Source organism: Enterobacter sp. P82 (genome assembly GCF_037053385.1).
Taxonomy (GTDB): Bacteria; Pseudomonadota; Gammaproteobacteria; order Enterobacterales; family Enterobacteriaceae; genus Enterobacter.
Map to the genome: position 1 here is coordinate 262,931 of NZ_JBALHX010000002.1, position 20,820 is coordinate 283,750.

Annotated in this window: 20 protein-coding genes; 9 read left to right on the forward strand and 11 right to left on the reverse strand. The window is 54.5% G+C overall.

Annotated elements, in window-relative coordinates; translation table 11 throughout:
- The first annotated feature begins 78 nt into the window (after positions 1-78).
- From WB237_RS14070 to WB237_RS14100, 6 genes are all read left to right on the forward strand, one after another.
- Complete coding sequence (locus WB237_RS14070; protein ID WP_336213974.1) at positions 79-2,250, forward strand: hypothetical protein; 2,172 nt, start codon at positions 79-81, stop codon at positions 2,248-2,250.
- Positions 2,237-2,830 (forward strand): hypothetical protein, encoded by a 594-nt coding sequence (locus WB237_RS14075; protein ID WP_336213977.1) that lies wholly within the window; start codon positions 2,237-2,239, stop codon positions 2,828-2,830. Before WB237_RS14070 ends, WB237_RS14075 begins: the two co-directional genes overlap by 14 nt.
- A gap of 234 nt (positions 2,831-3,064) precedes the next feature.
- Positions 3,065-3,496, forward strand: coding sequence for a hypothetical protein (locus tag WB237_RS14085; protein WP_336214370.1), 432 nt, complete (start codon positions 3,065-3,067; stop codon positions 3,494-3,496).
- Positions 3,497-3,547: 51 nt separating this feature from the next.
- Complete coding sequence (locus tag WB237_RS14090; RefSeq protein WP_336213979.1) at positions 3,548-4,018, forward strand: MarR family winged helix-turn-helix transcriptional regulator; 471 nt, start codon at positions 3,548-3,550, stop codon at positions 4,016-4,018.
- Positions 4,015-5,082 (forward strand): HlyD family secretion protein, encoded by a 1,068-nt coding sequence (locus tag WB237_RS14095; RefSeq protein ID WP_336214361.1) that lies wholly within the window; start codon positions 4,015-4,017, stop codon positions 5,080-5,082. Before WB237_RS14090 ends, WB237_RS14095 begins: the two co-directional genes overlap by 4 nt.
- Entirely contained in the window at positions 5,072-6,148 is a 1,077-nt protein-coding gene (locus WB237_RS14100; protein WP_236920804.1) for a DUF2955 domain-containing protein, read from the forward strand. The genes WB237_RS14095 and WB237_RS14100 overlap by 11 nt, the downstream gene beginning before the upstream one ends.
- Here the strand turns inward: WB237_RS14100 and WB237_RS14105 are convergent.
- Positions 6,145-7,416, reverse strand: a complete 1,272-nt coding sequence (locus WB237_RS14105) for a DUF445 domain-containing protein (protein ID WP_336213981.1) — start codon at positions 7,414-7,416, stop codon at positions 6,145-6,147. The genes WB237_RS14100 and WB237_RS14105 overlap by 4 nt on opposite strands.
- A 169-nt stretch (positions 7,417-7,585) precedes the next feature.
- Between WB237_RS14105 and WB237_RS14110 the strand changes: the two genes are divergently transcribed.
- Together WB237_RS14110 and WB237_RS14115 are read left to right on the forward strand one after the other, a co-directional pair.
- The gene (locus tag WB237_RS14110; RefSeq protein WP_336213984.1) at positions 7,586-7,873 is read left to right on the forward strand and encodes a BrnT family toxin; all 288 of its coding nucleotides are present in this window, start codon (positions 7,586-7,588) and stop codon (positions 7,871-7,873) included.
- On the forward strand, positions 7,860-8,162 hold the full coding sequence (locus tag WB237_RS14115; RefSeq protein WP_336213987.1) for a BrnA antitoxin family protein: 303 nt from the start codon (positions 7,860-7,862) through the stop codon (positions 8,160-8,162). Before WB237_RS14110 ends, WB237_RS14115 begins: the two co-directional genes overlap by 14 nt.
- A gap of 30 nt (positions 8,163-8,192) precedes the next feature.
- Here the strand turns inward: WB237_RS14115 and WB237_RS14120 are convergent, their stop codons facing one another.
- On the reverse strand, positions 8,193-8,831 hold the full coding sequence (locus WB237_RS14120; protein WP_336213989.1) for a LysE family translocator: 639 nt from the start codon (positions 8,829-8,831) through the stop codon (positions 8,193-8,195).
- A gap of 48 nt (positions 8,832-8,879) precedes the next feature.
- Positions 8,880-9,623: an AraC family transcriptional regulator gene (locus WB237_RS14125; RefSeq protein ID WP_336213991.1), complete on the reverse strand. Its 744-nt coding sequence runs from the start codon at positions 9,621-9,623 to the stop codon at positions 8,880-8,882.
- Positions 9,624-9,786: 163 nt separating this feature from the next.
- On the opposite strand from WB237_RS14125, the gene WB237_RS14130 reads away from it, so the two are divergent.
- Positions 9,787-11,145, forward strand: coding sequence for an esterase-like activity of phytase family protein (locus WB237_RS14130; protein WP_336213994.1), 1,359 nt, complete (start codon positions 9,787-9,789; stop codon positions 11,143-11,145).
- 430 nt (positions 11,146-11,575) lie between these two features.
- Here WB237_RS14130 and yjiA read toward each other — a convergent pair whose 3' ends face one another.
- The 8 genes from yjiA to hpaX form a co-directional block, all read right to left on the reverse strand.
- Positions 11,576-12,529 (reverse strand): GTPase, encoded by a 954-nt coding sequence (gene yjiA, locus WB237_RS14135; protein WP_336213996.1) that lies wholly within the window; start codon positions 12,527-12,529, stop codon positions 11,576-11,578.
- A gap of 10 nt (positions 12,530-12,539) precedes the next feature.
- Positions 12,540-12,743, reverse strand: coding sequence for a YbdD/YjiX family protein (locus WB237_RS14140; protein ID WP_028016550.1), 204 nt, complete (start codon positions 12,741-12,743; stop codon positions 12,540-12,542).
- Between the two features lie 99 nt (positions 12,744-12,842).
- Entirely contained in the window at positions 12,843-14,996 is a 2,154-nt protein-coding gene (locus WB237_RS14145; protein ID WP_028016551.1) for a carbon starvation CstA family protein, read from the reverse strand.
- A 190-nt stretch (positions 14,997-15,186) separates the two neighbouring features.
- Positions 15,187-16,104 (reverse strand): helix-turn-helix transcriptional regulator, encoded by a 918-nt coding sequence (locus WB237_RS14150; RefSeq protein WP_336214000.1) that lies wholly within the window; start codon positions 16,102-16,104, stop codon positions 15,187-15,189.
- 179 nt (positions 16,105-16,283) lie between these two features.
- Complete coding sequence (locus WB237_RS14155) at positions 16,284-16,793, reverse strand: 4-hydroxyphenylacetate 3-monooxygenase reductase subunit (RefSeq protein WP_336214003.1); 510 nt, start codon at positions 16,791-16,793, stop codon at positions 16,284-16,286.
- A 17-nt stretch (positions 16,794-16,810) separates the two neighbouring features.
- The gene (gene hpaB, locus WB237_RS14160; RefSeq protein WP_028015397.1) at positions 16,811-18,373 is read right to left on the reverse strand and encodes a 4-hydroxyphenylacetate 3-monooxygenase, oxygenase component; all 1,563 of its coding nucleotides are present in this window, start codon (positions 18,371-18,373) and stop codon (positions 16,811-16,813) included.
- 177 nt (positions 18,374-18,550) lie between these two features.
- Positions 18,551-19,483: a 4-hydroxyphenylacetate catabolism regulatory protein HpaA gene (gene hpaA / locus WB237_RS14165; protein WP_336214006.1), complete on the reverse strand. Its 933-nt coding sequence runs from the start codon at positions 19,481-19,483 to the stop codon at positions 18,551-18,553.
- Entirely contained in the window at positions 19,455-20,801 is a 1,347-nt protein-coding gene (gene hpaX / locus WB237_RS14170; protein ID WP_336214008.1) for a 4-hydroxyphenylacetate permease, read from the reverse strand. The genes hpaA and hpaX overlap by 29 nt, the downstream gene beginning before the upstream one ends.
- Positions 20,802-20,820 lie beyond the last annotated feature (19 nt).

A 20,820-nucleotide genomic window follows, 5' to 3' on the forward strand; every position in this document is an offset into this window, starting at 1 on the left:
GTTCTTCGTAATTTTCCTTTATTTTTAAGGCGTTAAGTATTGGTGCGCTGAATAAAAAGCTTACTGAGGAGCAGTATCATGAATATCTGTTTTCCGGCACGTAAAGAGAACGGGACGCAGTATGCCAGCGTCAACGAGATAATGGACTGTATCGGACGTGAGCCGCACGGCTCATGGCTGGCAGGCACCAACACCATGTGGCACGGCGGTATCCACCTGACCCCGGTCACGGCACCCGGCGCGGTACTGACCGCAGACAATGCCGATACCGCCGTGCCTCTCCAGTGTATGGCTGACGGTGAGATAGCCGCCTGGCGGGTGAATCAGGATTACCTGAAAGGCAACTATATCGGTAAGGCACTGCAATACTCCACCAGCTTTCTGCTGGTGAAATCCGTCTGTAAACCTGACCCGCAGCAGGAAAGCACCTGGCTGGAATTTTACTCCCTGTATATGGGGTTAGCCCCACTCTCTGCCTACCCGAAACGCAGGACGATGGTTGCACGCACCACGGTACTTCGTCACCCGGCGGGATGCTATGCCAGCAGCGCCCCGGCTGACGGGGTGGCAGATATTCCGCCGTCGCACGGCAGCCTGAATCAGGGCTGCCGGGTTATCGTTCTGAAAGAAATGCCGTTCCGCAACCACGGCGAGGTACAGCCGTTCGGGCTGGTAAAATGCCTGACCGACGGCGGTGAGGCCACCGGGGAGGCGTTTCTGGTAACGCTGTTACCGGAGTACATGACGCAGGACGGGGAGCAGTACGCCGCCCTGCCGGGATGGATGCAGCACGCCCTCAGTGCGGGACGCTTTGACAGCGTGGTGAAACCGTCGGCTCCTGTTGCCATTGCAGCCGGGGATGCAGTGGGCTTTTTACAGGAAGAGACCGACCCGGTGGGAATGGGGAAAACAGACACCAGCCATTTCAGCCATATCGAGGTGCTGAGTGTGGATACCCGGATGCCCGACTTTCTCGGCAATCCCGGAAAAGTCACGACGGGGAAAAAATTTATCCAGGTCGGGCTGAATAAACCAGTGTATATCCGCAACGGTGACACGTTTACCCAGGCAAAAGCCATGACAGAAAAGGATGGCGAAAAACTGCTGGAGCGGGATAAATGCAATCCTTACACCTCGGGCGGTCTGACGTGGTATCAGATAAGCCCGCACTCCTGGATGAATGGATATGACGTGAAGGAGATGGAGCAGTTCGACCTTGCCGGGCGAGAGTTCTGTGCGCTGGTGGAGGAGTCCGACAGTGACATGAAAAACTCCCTGCGGGAAGGCTGGATGCGTGACACTTACAACTGGCTGGCTGAGCGGATAAACCCGGAAAAAGGAATGCGGCAGGGCATGGTATCCCGGTACTACAGGGGAATGATGGATAAACTGGATACTGACCAGGACGGCGAACTGAGTGGGCGGGAGCTTTTCCAGGCGATACACCACCCGGAAATGGGCGTGCGTAAGATAGTGTCACGGTTGGTGGTGAAACACGACTCTGAATGGTTCGGCGGCAGCAGCCATCACAAATGGGAGACGTTTTTCCAGAACTATGACCCGCTGCGCATTAATTACATGAAACAGTGGTGCGACACGCACGAATGGATGAGTCAGGTTCCGTCGTTTGATAAGGGTCAGGCTATCTGGCATATGCACCCAGTGGTGTTTCTGGACGCGATAAGCACACCGAAGGCGAAGGGCTGGGCACATTCACCGTTTGCGGATTTACTGGGGAATGTTGAATCGAAAAATGATTACACTGCGTACAACCGGACATGGCCGCACCCTCATCCCAAACACACTGAGGCGCACTATAAGACAAATTTGACATCAATGACGCTTGGGGAGGTTATGGCGGCCCAAAGAAAATTCGATATGTTCGCGACCGGACGTTTTCAAATAATCCCGGATACTCTTAAAGAAGCGGTGAGAGTGTTAAACCTGGATGTAAATGCACAGTATGACGAGGCTATGCAGGATAAGATCTTTGAAGAATATCTTATTAAAATTAAACGTGAGTCTATTATTAATTATCTTGACGGAAATGGAAGCGTAGAGGATGCTATTTACGCTTGGGCAATGGAGTTTGCTTCTGCTGGGGTGCGTAAAGGTAAGATAATAAGTAAAGGACGTACAGCACACATTGAAGGTGTGTCTTATTACTCTGGTGATGGTTTAAATAGATCTCACATTATGCCAGATGAAATGGTTTCAATACTTGAGGTTTCAAAAAATGGGAAAAAATAAATATATGGCTTTTAGCCTACTCTTCTCGCTATGTCCCTTTATAACAGATGTTAGAAGTGCTGAAAAACCAATGCAAATTAGCAAAGGGCCATTCGCACAGTCAGTATCTCTAAATACAGAGCAAGAAAATTATTCAAGCTGGTGGAAAAAACAAATAAATACACAATTGAATAATCCCGTAAACTTTGCCGGGCATTACCGACTATTTGTTACCTCTGGAGGACACGGCAGTGAGTGCTTGCACGACTATTGGATCTGCGGATGGGTTATTGACAAGTTAACAGGCAAAGTTGTCTCTACACTCCCCCGCTCTCCAGAAGGGGGGGACAGTTATGTTGAAGCTGTTGATGATGGTACATCTACAGGGTTAAAATTTAAATATACCGCTAAAGGAGATAGTAAAGAATTAACCATCCAAGGACGCGCTGCTAATGCACCGCTTCAGCGTGATAATGGGGATTTTGCAGTTCCTGAATGTCGTTTGATCACGTATCGTTTTAACGGTTCAGATTTTGATACACTCAATGAAGTGAGCAATGGCTGTAAATTATCCGAACAAAACGTTATTTATGGTCATTGAGCATCACCTTCGTTTCAAAAAGAAATAACAATAGCAAAAAGGAATGTTATCGTTCCTTTTTGCTACCAAATATAGCTCCACCTAAACTACATTGAACGATAACATAATAATGACATGGGGTATTCATCATGCTCATGGCCAAAGCCGCCTACGCCAGACACAAAGGCGTAAGCCGTCAGACTGTTTACAACCAGATAAAAAAGCGAGCTTGTGCGGGTGGGCGCAAAAATTGACGTGAGCGCCACCGAACAAAAAACAGCAAACACCGATATTCCGGCAGCGTGGTTCGACGATAGCAGGCTGGTCAACATCTCACCGAAAGCTACGCAGGATTATTCGCAGGAGAAATATCAGACCATTCAGACAGACCCTGACGAGGCCGCCGCCATTGTGCCGGAGCTCGATGATATTTACCCACTAGCGACAACCTACGAAGCGTTACAGTCCCGCATTTTTGATACTGTACTGGCGTCCACTCCTGAAACGCCAGCCAGTTGTAAAAGTCCATTTCAGCGACAACAAAACCAGTTGGGGGCGATTTTGGGGGTTAAATTTTATCGAACAATCAAAAATCCTTTTAATTTCAATAGATTTACCATTGCCAGATCATCCTCCAAAGGGAGATATCGTTTCGCAATTCCTGCGCTTTTACCTCTCGTTTCTTGATGCTTACCCTGATAACTATTATCGTGGCCGCGTGTGACGAGAGGTTTCCCCATGAGTGAAGAAGAGCTGTTTAGCCGCAGGCCGATGGGCATGCGGATGGCAATGATCGTGCGTCAGTGGCGTGCCGTCATTGACGATGCCATTCTCGATACCGGGTTAACCCAGTCGAGCTGGACAGTAATGATGCAGCTTCATCAACTTGGGGATAACGTCTCGGTGAGTGAACTGGCGGAAGTGCAGGGCATTGAACTGCCGCCGCTGATGCGAACCCTGACACAGCTGGAAAAACAGGGCTACCTGTTGCGCATTGTATCGCCTTATGACAAGCGCATCCGGCTTCTGACGCTGACACCTGAGGGAAAGGCCATATTAAAAAGGCTTACTCAGGTGATTGAGACATATCAGACGCGTGTATCGCAAAACATCGCGCCGGAACATATCGACATTTTCAGCGCCACCCTGAATCAATTCGCCTGCAATTTGCGGACAATCCGCGAAGAAGATAACAAGATCGAAAAATAATGACGCCTGAACAAAAGTTTGCCCGCTGGGTAAGGGTGAGTTTTGCCTCTTTCCTGCTGATGTTTGTCTACTTTATCGTCGCGGATATCTGGATCCCGCTGACGCCGGATTCCACCGTGATGCGCGTGGTGACGCCGGTTTCTCCACGCGTCTCCGGCTACGTGGCGGCAGTTCACGTCCACAACAACAGCCAGGTGAAGAAAGGCGATCTGCTCTTTGAACTGGATGACACACCGTTTCGCAATAAAGTGGAAGCGGCGCAAATCGCACTGGAGCAGGCTCGCCTTTCCAACGAACAGCTGGACGCGCAGATCGCCGCCGTGCAGGCCAACCTGAAGACCGCGGTCCTGACCGCGCGTAACGACAAAGTCACGTTTGATCGTTATCAGAAGCTGAGCACCCTGCAGAACGTCTCGCAGGCGGATCTGGATAAAGTCCGTACCACCTGGCAGAGCAGCGAACAGTCTGTCAGCTCGATTCAAGCCAATATCCAGAACCTGCGTATCCAGCGTGGCGAACGGGAAGAACACCGCAATGTGACGCTGCAAAAATACCGTAACGCGCTGGATGACGCAGAACTGAATCTCGGCTGGACGAAGGTCTACGCGCTTGCGGACGGTACGGTGAGTAACCTGCAGTTAAGCCCCGGCTTCTATGCCTCGTCAGGCTCAGCCGCGCTGGCACTGGTGAACAATCAGACCGATATCGTGGCCGATTTCCGTGAAAAAAGTCTGCGTCATACCCATCAGGGCACTGACGCGGCTGTGGTGTTTGACGCTTTTCCGGGGCACGTTTTCCGCGCCCACGTGACCAGCAGCGATGCGGGGATCCTGGCGGGCCAGGAGGCCGTTAACGGCCAACTGTCAGAGCCGGAAACCTCTAACCGCTGGGTACGTGATGCCCAGCGGATGCGCATTCACGTGACGCTGGATGAAACGCTGCCGAAGCATCTGCCAACCGGGGCACGCGCGACCGTGCAGCTCTACAACAGCGAAGGTCCGTTTGCGCGCTTCTTCTCCGGGATGCAGATCCATCTGGTAAGCCTGCTGCACTATGTCTATTAATACGCTGGCACGGGTATTTACCCCGCACGGTAATATCGTCTACACGGCAAACGATTTTCGTCAGACACTGCGCATCGTTTTTGCCGGGATGATTGCCCTGAGCATCTCCAGCTTCTACAACACCAGCTACGGCGTGTTTTATGTGGTCTACCCGATCATGCTTCTGTCGCTGGTCCCGGTGTTTAACCGTCACGTGGCGAAGCAGTTTATCTTCAGCGCATCGCTCAACTGCGTTGAAATGGTGATTATCATCGGCTATCTGTCGCAATGGCCGCTCATTATGACGCTGGTGGTGTTTGCCCTGTACGTGATGCGTTTTCGCTTTATGAGCAAGGGGCCATTGTTCCTGTTCGGTTCGATGGGAGTGGTGTGTCAGAGCGTGATGCTCAATTTTATGAGCTATCCCACGACTAACTGGCACACGCTGTTGTTTTCGAACATTGAAGCGAGCGTCATGGCCGTGTGCCTGAGCGCGTTAATGAATTATCTCCTGCCGGATGTGGAGCCACGCAAGCCACCGCCGTTGATTGAGAAAGATGACGCCCGGGTGCGACACGAGTCGCTGCTTTCCGGCACAGTCGCAACGCTGATTTTCGTGGTTTTCCAGATAAGTGATTTGAGTGACTCCCTTTCCGCGCTAATGGCCGGGGTGTTGATTCTGTTCCCGATGCACTATCGCGGCGCGGTGATGAGCTCCATCTGGCGCGTGGCTGGCGTGGTGTTGGGCTGTCTCTATATTCTGGTCGTCCAGCTTATCCTCTACGATCACAGCAGCCATATGCTGCTGATGATGCCACTTATTGGCCTCGGCCTGGCGTTTGGTGCGCGTCTGCATGTGATGGAGAAAGTGGGGGCCGGGGTGGGGTTTTCCAGCATCACCACCATCGGCATTATGTTCGGGCAAAACATGCACCCGGACAGCGACCTGGTGTTCAGCGATCTCTATCGCATCACCTCCGTCACCTTTTCGCTGGTGGCGACGCTGACGATGATCTTTCTGGTACACCTGATCCTCAATCGCTTCGAGGCGACGCGCTACGTTATCGCGCCGCCCAAAGAAGATTAGAACCTCAGTACGACGGGGAGCTGAGAGAGTAAAAACAGGATTAGGCCAATCGTCCCGCCCACCAGCGTGCCGTTGACACGGATAAACTGTAAATCCTTGCCGATGTTGAGCTCAATCTGACGGGACATATCTTTGGCATCCCAGCTTTTCACCGTGTCGCTGATATGTCGCGTCAGGAACGCGGCGAAATCCGGTGCGACGCGGTGCGCGGCCTGCTCCAGATGCTCGTTCAGCGATGCGCGCAGGCTGGCGTCGTTTGTTAGCGTTTCGCCAAACCACTGCCCGGCATTGGCGATACGCTGCTTCACACGCGAGTCTTCACTTTGCATATCCGTCTTTAGCCACTGGCGCAGGTCAGCCCACATCTCACCCAGATAGCGGTTAAACGCCTCGTCGTTCTTCAGATAGTGTTTGATGTTGTCGGCTTTTATCGCCATCTCCGGATCGGTTTTCAGATTGTCGATAAGCTTCAGCGTGGCGCGGTCGAACGCCTGGCGGATCTGGTGTGTGCGGTCATGGCTGATATCATCCAGCAGGGTGTTTACCGCGTTCGATACCATCTCCGCACTCTGATCGCCCAGCCACTCGGTGGGCAGCACCATTGCCTTACGTGGATGCTCGGTCTTCAGCCAGTGGACAATCTGGTCGGCAATAAAGTCCCGCGTGCTCTCCCGCTGAATCAGGGTAATCAGGCGGTTGATGATGGCGTCCAGCAGCACCTGGTGGCGATTATTTCTGGTCATGCTTTCGAGGATCACGGCGCTGGTTTCGGTGAAATCCACTTTGTCGATAGCCTTATGCACCGCGCGCTTGAGCAGACGCTGAATGCGTCCGTCGTCGGTGAGTTCGAGAAAACCGCTCATTACCTGCATCAGATGCAGCCCGACGCGCTGGGCGTTGTCTGGTTTACTGAACCAGGCACCGATCATCTGCGCGGGTTCATAGCGGCGGATCAACGCCACCAGCGACTGGGTATCAAGAAATTTTTCCTGCACGAACTGGCCAAGATTGTCGCCGATCCTGTCCTTATTGCGCGGGATAATTGCCGTATGGCGCGAGATGAAGGGAATGGGCACTCTGCGGAACAGCGCGACAACGGCAAACCAGTCTGCCAGCGCGCCGACCATCGCCGCCTCAGCAATGGCCTTAACGCCGCGCACCCAGAAGGTCTGCGGCAGGAACAGGGTGATGATAAACGCCGCAGTGGCCAGCAGTAGCAGCGACAGCGCCAACAGCTTGGCGCGTTTGAGTTCGGTTATTTTTTCCATGGGGTAAGGATAGAGGGAGACGGGAGGAAAGTGCAAAGCAGGGAGCGTTATGTCTTTCCCGCTTCTGGAATCTGCCTTCCGGAAGTAAACACATCTTTTGCATATTGTGTTTAATCCTTGTGTAATTTGTATATGCTTTTTTGTATATACAAACAGGGAAGAGTACACTATGCCAATGGAGTATGAGTGGGATAGCAATAAGGCGAAAAGTAACCTGCAAAAACATGGCATACGCTTTGAGGATGCGGTTATGGTTTTCGACGATCCTTATCATTTGTCTATTCAGGATCGCTATGAGAACGGTGAATTTCGCTGGCAAACCATCGGCCTTGTGCAAGGCCTTCTTGTTATTCTGGTCGCACATACGGTGCGTTTTGAAAGCGGAGGAGAAATCATCCGTATAATTAGCGCACGAAAGGCGGACCGCAAAGAGAGGAGCCGTTATGAGCATCGTTAAACATAAACGAGGTAGTGCGTCTGAGGTAAGCCCTCGTCGTGAGGCTGAGTTCAAAGCATTAGCTGAAAAACCAGAAGCAGAGATTGATTACAGCGATATCCCTGCTATGGACGATGAACAGTGGTCAGGGGCGGTGCGAGGGAAATTTTATCGACCACTCAAAACTCAGGCATCTGTACGCATTGACGCTGACGTGATGGAGTGGCTTAAACGGCCTGGAAAAGGTTACCAGACGCGGCTGAATGCTATTTTGCGTGAAGCGATGCTGCGCGATCAAAACAAAAAATAAATAGCGGGCAGCGTTGGGCTGCCCGCTCTCTCAGCGTGCATTTTCCACCAATCGCCACAACACCCACCCACCAAACCCCATCAGCACTACTCCTGCCGCGCGTTCAATCAACCAGAGCGAGCGGCTGAGCTTCTGTTGAACGGCGGGCAACCCCATCACCGACACCAGTGCCAGATCCCACACCAGCACCACCATCACCATCCAGACACCGCAGATCGATTGCTGAAGCAGCGTGACGTCCGGTCCCAGTAGCGCCGTCATCAGTGCCAGATAGAACAACGCATTCTTCGGATTAAGCAGCGCGGAACCTAGCCCCAAAAAGATCTGCTTACGCAGCGAAGGGAAGCGCTGGCGAGTTTCATTCAGCGCCAGCGCCTGCTGGCCGCTGCGCACCAGATGCGAGCCGATCCACAGCAGGTACAGCGCCCCGCAAAGCTCGATAAGCGTAAACAGCCACGTAAACTGGCGCAGCGCGCTCCAGCCGATAATGACCAGTAAGATATACAACCCGTTGCCCGCAGCGATACCGAGGCACAGCCCGGCGCTGCCGCGCAGCCGATAGCGCGCCGAGTAGCCCACAAGCAGGAAGAAATCCGGGCCCGGGCTTAACAGGGCAACAAAGTGCGCCAGCGCCAGGGCGAGAAAAGCGGAAGGGAAGAACAGTTCCATAGCGACCTCAGAATGCAAAACCGGGTACAGACTACGGAAAGGCAGAACCTATTTATTGTCTGATATTGATCGGCCCGTGGCGTACTGGCGCGGCGTGGCGGCGGTATAGCTCACGAAGGTCTTATGAAAATGGCTCTGGTCGGCAAACCCGCTCTGGTAGCCGACGTCGGCGATATTATCCCCGGCGCGCAGCCGCGCTTTGGCATACTCCACGCGGGAGATGTTGAGGAAGCTACCCGGCGTCAGGCCGGTATCTTGTCTGAAAGTGCGGATCAGCGTCTCCTTGCGCAGCGAGAATCGTTGGGCAAGTTCGTCGAGGGAAGGCGGTGCGGCAAGGTCGTCAAGAAACGCCTGCTGAACCTGCTGGCTGGTTGAGCGAAGCGACTCTGCATGATCCGCACAACGGGGAAGGGCAGAAAGCAGCGTGCTCACGGATGCCGGAGACATCACCTCAACAATATCAAGGTAGTGCTTAAAGAGCGTAGGGTCGCGAACCACCTGAAGCGCCAAAGGAAGCCCGGTGTCGATATAGAGCATGTGGTAGCTGCGCGTCTTCCCGGCGACGGGGTTGCAGCTGTGCGGCACATAAGCCGGGATCACAATCAGATCCCCGGGCTGGAGGATGTACTCTCTGTCATGGCATATGCAGCTGGTCTGGCCTTCTACTATCGCGCCAATGGAGAGCTGAGGATGACAATGACGTTTGTACGCTTGCGTGCTCTGCCACGTACTGCGCAACTCAAGCCCTGAGGTGCGGTGAAACGTCTGGCGGATGTGTCGGGTATTGGTCATGGGAACTCCTTCTGGACTTTTTTATACCACGTCAGACTACCGTCTGGCAGCGCTTCATTAAGAAGCTTCCGGATATACCCAACTTGACGTCCATAGTCAGATGTCATTTTTCTGACACGTTTATTCTTTACGGTGTTGGCTTCACTCTATGGATGCTAACAATATGAAAAGAAAAATTATTCCTGTACTCATCGGTTGTGCGCTCTCTTTCTCTGGTCTGGCAGCACAGCCTGGTGCTGAACACTATGTCGTTAGCTTTCCCGAAGGCTCCCACGTGAACTACAGCGGGGCGTTTGCGGATGCTTTTCCGCATGGACTTCCTGTCGGAATCGGTTCTGGCCTGCTGTTCACCGGCAAGCAGGGCGATGCGCTGACCTTCGTGACGGTTACCGATCGCGGTCCGAATGCGGACGCGCCAAAAATGGGTAAAAACGAAGCCAAAATTTTTGTTACGCCGGATTTCGCGCCGTTGCTGATGACTATCCGCGTCGAGAACGGCAAAGCAGAAGCAACGGACGCCCGTCCTCTGCATGACGATAAAGGCGAGATTAACGGTCTGCCACTGCAAAGCGGCGTGATTGGCTCCACTAATGAGGTCGCGTTAAGCGACACGTTAAAAACGCTGAAAGGTGATAACCGTGGGCTGGACACGGAAGGCATCACGCCGGACGGAAAAGGGGGGTACTGGCTGTGCGATGAGTATGGTCCGTTCCTGATAAACGTCGACAGCAAAGGGAAAATCCTGGCGATCCACGGGCCGCAGGCGGCGGAAGGGGAAAAATCCATCGCGGGCGGTCTGCCAAACATTATCAAATGGCGTCAACCGAACCGGGGCTTTGAAGGCCTGACCCGTATGCCTGATGGGCGCATTATTGCCGCTGTGCAAAGCACGCTGGATATCGACGGTAAAAGTAAAAAACAGGCGCTGTTTACGCGTCTGGTCAGCTTCGATCCGGCGACCGGGAAAACCGCGATGTACGGTTATCCCATCGACAGCTCCGCCTACAGTAAAAACAGTGATGCCAAAATTGGCGACATTGTGGCGCTCGATGACCAGCACATCCTGCTGATTGAGCAGGGAAGCGATAAAAACGACGGGATGCGTAACCTGATCTACAAGGTGGATCTCAGCAAGGCGAGCGACCTTTCCGCCTTTGACAAGCCGGGCGAGTACCCCGAGTTTGATGATGAGAAGACCCTGGCGCAGCGCGGCATAACCCTTGCGGAGAAAACGCAGGTCGTCGATTTACGCGCCCTCGGCTGGCAGCAGGAGAAGGCCGAAGGGATGGCGCTGATCGACAGCAAAACGCTGGCGGTGGCGAACGATAACGACTTTGGTGTGAAAGCGGTAATGCAAAACCCGGTCGAGGGCAAGAAGCTCAAGGATTATCGAGTGAATGGGGAAGGCAAGCTGACGCTGGATGATAAACCGGTGGAAACCACGCTCAGCGTGAAGCCGCTGAAGAAGCCGGACTCAGACAGCGAGCTGTGGATTGTGACGCTGCCGGAGGCGGTGAAATAAGTTTCCCCACAAAATAATGCCTGCACAGACGGCCCCCTCTCCCTTGAGGGAGAGGGCTGGGGTGAGGGGGAACATACGGCTGTGGAGGTTATTCCGTTCACTTTATGTTCCTTGCTACTCTGGAACGGCATGACCTGTGAACGTGCCAGGGTGGCTCAATCGCCACCACCCTGGCGACCCGGGCTCCCGGCGGTAAATCGCCGCTTCGCGGTTCCCTCAGCTTATTCCTTCGGGCTATCGGGTCGGGCATGAGCCTGCATCCCTGCAGGCCACGCCCTCTCGGCGCATCCTTGCGCCTCGCCCCGGCCCTACGGAAACGCTTCGGCGATTTACAGCCGGACCAGGACATCGCTGTAATTTATTCATTTTCCTGATACAAAATTCATCGCTTCAGGTTAATAAATTACAGGGCAGAGGGGATGCATAGCGGTTATTTCTTCAGCCCTGCAAACGCCGCCCGAATTTCCTCTTCCGGCAGCTGGATGCCAATAAACACCATCACGCTGCGCGGCGATTCCTCTCCCCACGGGCGATCCCAGTCGGCGCTGTACAGGCGCTGCACACCCTGGAACAGCAGGCGGTTCGGCTCGCCGTCAATCCACAGCATCCCTTTGTAGCGTAGCAGCTTGTCGGCAAACGACAGCAGCAGGTTCTCCATCACGCGGGAGACCTCGCTGATATCCACCGGGTAGTCCAGCTCGACGACAATCGATGACACATCGTTTTGCTTGTCGGCCATAAAGTGAAAGCGCGGCTTCGTGGTGACGTTCTCTTCCAGCATAAAGCCGTTGGTGTTGAACAGTTGAGACAGGTCGATATCCCCGTGCGTCACCGTGTAAATCGGGGCACGGGAGTTGATGCGCGTCAGGCGCTCGCGCAGTTTTTCGCTCTCGCCCGCCACGTCGGTTTTGGTCAGCAGAATGCGGTCGGCATAACCCACCTGAGACTGAGCAATGGTGAACTGGTTCATCTGTTCGTCGGCGTGGACGGCATCGACAAGTGCAATCACGCCGTCCAGCAGGTAGCGCTGACAGAGGATCTCATGGGAGAAAAAGGTCTGAATAATTGGGCCGGGGTCAGCCATGCCGGTGCATTCAATCACCAGACGGTCGAAATTGATTTCACCACGATCGCGGCTGTCGAGCAGGTCAAGCAGAGCGTCTTCCAGTTCGTTAGAGCGGGTGCAGCAGATGCAGCCGTTGGTCAGGGTTTTGATCTGCGTGGCGCGATCGCCAATCAGCTGATCGTCTACCGAAACTTCGCCAAACTCGTTTTCGATAACGGCGATTTTGAAGCCGTGCTGCTCGTTCAGAATATGGCGCAGCAGGGTGGTTTTACCTGCGCCGAGGAAACCGGTCAGCAGGGTGACGGCAATCGGGGTCATGGTGTCTCCTTTAGCAGCAGCGGACGCCGCCTTCTCCACTTCCGCCGTAGCGCGCTTCCTGACGCTCGCGGAAGAATTCGGTGTAGGTCATGTACGGCTTATCCGGATGGTTGGCCTTCATATGCTCAACGTAGTTGTCATAGTCCGGAATGCCAATCAGCATTTTCGCCGCCTGACCGAGGTATTTTTTTGCTTCGCCTAAGTTACCAAACATTGTGGGTTCCAGATAGAAAAGCCCGGCGATGTGAGTCCGCTGGGCTTGTGTTCCCCTCACCCCAACCCTCTCCCAAAGGGAGAGGGGGAGGATTGCGGATTAATGGTGTGAAGAGGTCTTCACGCCGCCTTCCGGCACCGGCACATACGGGGTTTCTTTATCCGTACGACCCTCGGCGTTACGCACTTTCAGCCAGGTTTTGATGCCGTAGAAGATGATGCTGTACACCACCACCAGGAACAGAATGCTCAGACCCGCGTTGGTGTAGTTGTTCACCACGATATGGTTCATGTTGGCAATCTGCTGCGCAGTAAGGTCCGCGCCGCCTGCGGCAATCTTCTCTTTGTACTGGTTAGCCATAAAGAAGAAGCCTTCCAGCTGCGGATTGGCGCTGAACAGTTTCAGGCCAAGCGCCCAGGTGGTGCAGAGCAGCAGCCACAGTGCAGGGACCACGGTGACCCAAATGTATTTGGTGCGTTTCATCTTCACGAGGACAACAGTACCGAGCACCAGAGCAACGGCTGCGAGCATCTGGTTAGAGATACCGAACAGCGGCCACAGGCTCTTCACGCCGCCCAGTGGGTCGACAACGCCCTGATACAGCAGGTAACCCCACAGGCCAACACAACCCGCCGTGCCCAGAACGCCCGCAACCAGAGAATCGGTTTTCTTCAGGAACGGCACGAAGTTACCCAGCAGATCCTGCAGCATGAAGCGGCCAGCACGGGTACCGGCGTCCAGCGCGGTCAGGATGAACAGGGCTTCAAACAGAATACCGAAGTGGTACCAGAAGCCCATGTCCGCCCACGGCAGCACTTTGTGGAACACGTGTGCGATACCAACAGCCAGCGTCGGAGCACCACCTGCACGGTTCAGCACGGACGGTTCGCCGATGTCTTTCGCGGTCTGCATGATCTGCTCAGGCGAAATCACGAAGCCCCAGGAGCTGACGGTCGCTGCAGCATGTGCGCTTGCGTCTTTCAACTGCGCCATAATCAGCGCCGCGTTGTCACCCCCCATCTCATGCAGGTTTGGCATGGTAATGCCCAGACCCGCCGGAGGCGTGTTCATCGCGAAGTAGAGACCCGGTTCGATAATGGACGCAGCAACCAGCGCCATGATCGCCACGAAGGATTCCATCAGCATGGCACCGTAACCGATCAGACGTGCGTCTTTCTCGTTCGCCAGCAGCTTAGGTGTGGTACCTGAAGAGATCAGCGCGTGGAAGCCCGATACAGCACCACACGCGATGGTGATGAACAGGAACGGGAACAGCGCGCCTTTCCACAGTGGGCCAGTACCGTCGATGTACTGCGTCACTGCTGGCATTTTCAGATCCGGGTTAATCACCAGGATACCGATCGCCAGACCGACGATCACGCCGATTTTCAGGAAGGTCGCCAGGTAGTCACGCGGAGCCAGAATCAGCCATACCGGCAGCAGAGCGGAGATAAACGCATAACCGATCAGCGCGAAGGTAATGGTGGTGTCCTTAAAGGTCAGTGCCGGGCCCCAGTACGGGTCGTGCGCAATCACGCCGCCGAAGTAGATGGAGGCCACCAGCAGCACAATACCAATCACCGACACTTCACCCACGCGTCCTGGGCGCAGGAAGCGCATGTAGATACCCATGAACAGCGCAATCGGCACGGTAGAGCAGACGGTGAAGACACCCCACGGACTCTCAGCCAGGGCTTTCACCACGATCAGGGCCAGCACCGCGAGGATGATGATCATAATCAGGAAGCAGCCGAACAGGGCGATAGTCCCCGGCACGCGGCCCATCTCTTCTTTGACCATCTCACCCAAAGAGGCGCCATTACGACGAGAAGAGATAAACAGCACCATAAAGTCCTGCACCGCACCCGCCAGCACGACACCGGCGAGCAGCCACAGGGTACCCGGCAGGTAACCCATCTGCGCGGCCAGTACCGGGCCGACCAACGGGCCAGCGCCAGCGATAGCAGCAAAGTGGTGACCAAACAGCACGTAGCGGTTGGTTGGCACATAGTTCAGGCCGTCATTGTTAATGACCGCCGGAGTGGCACGCGTCGGGTCGAGCTTCATGACCTTCTGCGCGATGTACAAGCTGTAGTAGCGATAAGCCACAAGATAGACGGAAACAGACGCGACCACGATCCACAGGGCGCTTACGTGCTCGCCCCGGCGTAATGCGACAACCGCCAGACAAAAAGCGCCGAGGATCCCGAGTAAGGCCCAGGGCACGTGCTTCAGTAGTTTTTTAGTATCCATAATAGACCTGGTTTTTTATGTAAAGAAAAAAGGGTCAGGGTTCGTTGTGAGGAGGTGTTGATTAATGCTGGTGGGATCTTGCCAGAACGTCGCGTGTGTAAAGGAGGGTAAATGGATGAGTGGTTGAAAGTGCCAGGTGAGCGGTCAAAGGTGGCGGCGAGTGGTTCCGGTTCGCCGCCAGCGGGCGAAATTATGTGATTGAGATCACTTGGTTATGCGCGCTGCTCTCCATTGCCAGGTAGCTTTCCAGTGTTCTGATGAGCTTCTCCTTAAGCCAGCTCGGCTCCAGGATCTGAATGTCTGGCAGCCAGTAGAAAAGCAGCGGCAGGATCTGATTTTCATGTGCCGCCTGACATCGGAGCGTGACGCCGCTGTGTTGCTCCTCCAGCAACTCTTGCTTCGGCAGGAGATCGCGGCGCAGGAAGTAATGTGAAATATTATTTTTAATGAATATTTTCACTGCGAAAGTATCTTCCGATACCCAGGGGTCGAGGCTTTTTTCCAGTAGCTCGCGGGCATTTTCTTCAGGAGTGAAGGTGGTCGTATGAATATCAAGCCAGCTAATCTGACTCAATGAGAAGGATTTGAGTCTGCCATTTTCGGTGGCTTGTAAATACCATATATTTTTTTTGTTAATCAGTTTATAGGGATTAATCAGACGGGTTTTACTCTTATAAACGATCTGGCAAACATTATGGTTCTTAATCGATTTCTCGATTTTCGCTAAATGACGACGAATATCGCGTTGTACCGTGTGTTCTGCTTCATTTCCAAGGATAAGAATATGGTTTTCGTCAACGCGTGTTTCAAGTTTCTGCCAGAATTCCGTATTTCTTTCAGGGAAAAAGCTATCAGCATTCAGGAAGTTAGCCAGTGAGTGATGTAATCCTTGTCCGCCGGGAGATTGTGAAGAATGGATCAGTCGATATAGCCCATTACCGGTATGTTCAACAATCGGAGAGAGTGCATTTAAATCCCGGTAGACGGTACGCTCGGTAATTTTAAATTTTTCCATTAGCGCACTGCGGTTTACCACACCGTTTAAATGTAGTTCAACCAGAATATCGACCAGACGTTCAGCCGAGCGGCTCCGCGTCGTTTTAGCCATAAGGTGATCCTGTATATTTGTGTATGCGCTGAATGATGCGGATGGCACTGACAACAGATGTCAGTATTCAGGCACAGAAAATTTCTCTTATGGTTATATAACGGCGTGATTTAGTGGAAACCTTAGGGATTTTTGTGGAAAGCGGCGCTGGCCAGAGAAAAAGGCCAGCGCGAGAGGGGTTATACTGCGGCTTCCGTCTCCATCATGACCGGGTGAAAACGGCGTTTGAAGTAGATCAGGCCATGTTCCGCGTCACTCAGAATGATATTTTTAATTTCAACAAGATAAACAAGATGTGTACCGATGGTTTGCACCTGGTTTATCTCGCCCTCAAGGCTGGCCAGCGCGCCTTTCAGCACCGGTTGTGCCAGTGCGCCGTTCTGCCAGCAGGAGAGCGCAAAGCGCTCCTCCATTGCCATACCGGTCATTCCGGCGAAGTGGCGAGCCATTATCTCTTGCTCATGGTTCAGCACGTTAACGCACAGTTTGCCGTTGCTCTGAAATACCGGGTTCATGGCGCTATTGGCGTTGATGCACACCATCAGCGAGGGTGGGGTGTCCGTTACCGAGCAGACGGCGGTGGCGGTGATCCCGCAGCGACCAGCCTCACCCTCAGTGGTGATAACATTCACTGCGGCCGACAGGCTGGCCATCGCATCGCGAAAACGCAGACGTTGTTCTGATTGCATTGTCATCTCCCGCTGCGTTATTTCAGCAGCTTATCCAGCATGTTGATATCGCTGTTGTTGTGCAGGTGCGGCACTGTCCAGCCGTGTTGATCGTACTCGGACATGCAGCGGTCGACCATTGCCATCATCTTGTCCATGTTGCCGGAACTCTGCGCCTGACGCAGACACTGCAGGCGGATCTCATCCTGGCTACCGGAGTAGTTGATTTCGTATAGCTCGTGACGGCCGCCAAATTCACTGCCGATGGCGTCCCACATCAGTTTTAAAATTTTGATGCGTTCGACGTGATCCATGCCGTTAGAGCCGCGCACGTACTTCGCCAGATACTGATCAATCTGCGGGTTGTTCAGGTCACGCGCGCTGGACGGCAGGTAGATAAGCCCGCTGGTGACGTTACGTTCGATGATGTTCTTGATCTTCGCGTAGGCCATTGGTGCCATTACGCGGTAGGTTTGCAGCGCGGCGTGATCCGGCAGATAGGCACCGTTGACCCACGGCGTGGCTTCAGAGCACATGGAGTCGCTCAGCGCCCAGAACATGTTGCGCCAGGCCACCACTTCGCCGAGATCTGCCTGCACGCCGCGGAACTCCAGGGTACCGGTACACTCCAGGGATTTCTTCAGCAGGGCAGTGATGAAGTCGAGCTTCACCGCCAGACGTACGCAGGCCTGCAGCGGGTACATACGGGCAAAGCCACCTTCCATTGTCCAGCGACGGCAACGGTCGAAATCGCGGTAGATCAGCACGTTTTCCCACGGGATCAGCACATTGTCCATCACCAGGATCGCGTCGTTCTCGTCGAAGCGGCTGGAGAGCGGGTAGTCGTACGGGGAGCCTGTTGCGCCTGCCACCATCTCGTAAGAGGCGCGGGAGATCAGCTTCACGCCTTCGGCATCCATCGGGGCGACGAACATCAGCGCGAAATCCGGGTTTTCGCCCATCACCTGCGCGGAGCCGAAGCCAATCATGTTGTAGTGAGTCAGCGCCGAGTTGGTTGCCACCACTTTCGCACCGCTGACAATAATTCCCGCGTCGGTCTCTTTCTCCAGCTTGATGTAGACATCTTTCACTTCATCGGCGGGTTTATGGCGATCGATCGGGGGGTTAACGATCGCGTGGTTGAAGTACAGGCCGGTTTCCTGAATGCGGGTGTACCAGTTACGGGCATTCTGCTCGAACTGACCGTAGAAGGCCGGGTTAGCGCCGAGCGCGCAACCAAATGCCGCTTTGTAATCCGGCGTGCGACCCATCCAGCCGTAGCTCAGGCGCGACCACTCGGCGATGGCATCACGCTGCTGGCGCAGGTCGTCGGCGCTTTTCGCCACGCGGAAGAACTTATGGGTATAGCCGCCGCTGCCGGTGTCAGTGCCCCAACACAGCGTGTCCTGCATGTCTGGTTTGTGTAGGGCATCGTACATCTGCGCGATGGAGGCTGCCGCATTACGAAATGCCGGGTGGGTAGTGACGTCTTTGACGCGCTCGCCGTAGATATAAATCTCACGACCGTCCTGCAGGCTTTTTAAATACTCTTCACCGGTTAATGGACGTTTGGCATCAGCGCGGAAATCTTCAGGCTTCATAGGGACCTCGTATCGGAATAGGGTTGTTAAATTTATGTTTTGTTTTTGTTGTTTAATTGAAGCGTGAGAGAGGCGTAACGTGAAGGGACGATTGGGACAACGACGGGTACTTTTCGCGAGAGATCGCAGAGTGTGATTTCCCTCACCCTAACCCTCTCCCAAAGGGAGAGGGGACTGTTACTCCCTCTCCCCTTGGGAGAGGGCAGGGGTGAGGGGAACAGGGGAAACCGGTACTTTCTGTGCCCGATACGCGCTTGGCGAACACCCCACTAACCGGTTAAAAAAGCGGGCAAAATAGGCCGGGTCTTTAAACCCCAACTGCCAGGCAATCTCACTGACCGCGCTGTCGGAAAAGAGCAGCAACCGCCTGGCCTCCCGCAGCTGCCGGTCGAAGATCAGCCGTTTCGGCGGGCGGTTGGCGAAGCGGCGACAGATATCGGTCAGGCGGGATTCGGTGAGGTGCAGCTCGCTGGCATATTCCGGTACCGTCCAGTGCTGGTGGTAGTGAGCATCAATCAGTTGCGTAAAGCGCTGGAAGAGTTTGAGCTCGCCGCGCATCCCGCCTGAAGCATGGTCGTCGAGCTTCGCGTTGCGCAGCAGCAGGGTGAACACCGCCTGTGCCAAAAGTGCCAGCGTATGTTCACGTCCGGGCAGCTGTTCCGTGGATTCGCGTTCGATCAGCCGCCAGTAGTGTTTCAGCGCCGCCAGTTCATCCGGTTTGTCGGCCAGGGACAAGCAGATCCCCGGCAGGCCGAACGTTTCGCGCGTGCCGGGGTAGAGCACTTCCAGCAGCGGCCAGATCAGATCCTCACGCACCGTCAGGACATGCCCGTCGCTGTCAGATTCGGTGATAAACGCGTGCGGCACCGACGGTGGCGTAAGGACGAAAAGCGGCGCCTGCACCGAATAGCGGTGATCGTCGAGCTGAAGCTCAATCTGCCCGGTATCAAGAAAGTGCATCTGAAAATACTGGTCGTGACGATGCGCCTGCATGTCGCGGCCAAAAAAGGCCGCCATGCGCGCGAACGACTGGTAGTGCACATCGTCGGTGCCCAGACTTTCGTCGTACTCCTTGCTGATATCAATGTTGGCGATGGGGCTCTGGCACATGGCCGCTCCTCTGCTGATCCCGGTGCGTCATCGGGATGCGTGTTAATACCAGCGCACCGACCACCAGTAGCCCGGCGACAAACCACAGCCCTGAACTGAAGCTTCCGGTCGCATCACGCAGAATGCCGATCAGCAGCGGGCTGACGGCAGATCCCACGTTGCCGATGGCATTGATCACCGCCAGTGCCACCGCGCGGGATTGCAGGCTAATAACCTGATCCGGCGTGGTCCAGAATATCGCCATGGCGGTAAACGATCCGGTTGAGGCCATGATGATGCCAAGTAGTTGGATCAGACTGTGATCCGTCGCCGAGGCCAGCATCCATCCCGCCGCCGCGAACAGATACGGCAGGATGGTGTGCTTTTTTCGCTCTTTCAGCCTGTCGGAGCGGCGGCTCCACCAGATCATCCCGAGGATGGTACAAAATTGCGGGATCGCCGCCAGCAGGCCGATCACGATATTGCTGCTGTGGCTGTTAAAGCTTTGCAGGATCTGTGGCGTCCAGATGTTGATTGCACTCAGCGTGTTGGTCAGACAGAAATAGGCCAGGGTGTAGAGCAGCACTGCAGGGGTCAATACTTCACGCAGCGTCGAGCGTGGCGTGACGGAATGCGCAACGGCAAGCTCCTGCTCGCGGGCGATCATGGTTTTGAGCGCCTGCTTTTCGTCATCATCAAGCCAGGTGGCCTGATCCGGCGTGTCGTTAAGGAAGAACCAGGTCACCACGCCAAGCACCACGGACGGCAGGCCTTCCAGCAGGAACAGCCACTGCCAGCCTTTCAGGTTCCATAGCCCGTCCATCGCCAGAATGTACCCGGAGAGGATCGAGCCGAGCATCATCGTCACTGGCATGGCAATCATAAATAGCGCGTTGGCGCGGGCGCGGTGATACGCCGGGAACCACCAGGTGAGATAGACCAGGATCCCCGGCAGGAAGCCGGCTTCGGCAATGCCCACCAGCATACGCAGGACGTAGAGCGTTTCAGGGCTGGTGGCGAACATGGTGCAGGTCGAGGCAATGCCCCACACCACCATGATCCCGGCGATCCAGCGGCGTGCGCCGATCTTTGCCAGCATGATGTTGCTCGGGATCCCACACAGCACGTAGGTGACGTAAAACAGCGTTGCCGCCAGGCCAAACATGGTGGACGTCAGGCCCAGATCTTTGCCCATCGTCAGCCCGGCAAAGCCAATGTTAATGCGGTCGAGAAACGAGAAGACAAACAGGATAAAGAGAAACACGATCAAGCGACGGAACAGTTTGTTAATGACGCGATGTTCAACAGCTTTATTATTTTGCAGGGTAGAGGTCGTCATGGTGCGCTCCAGATCTTAC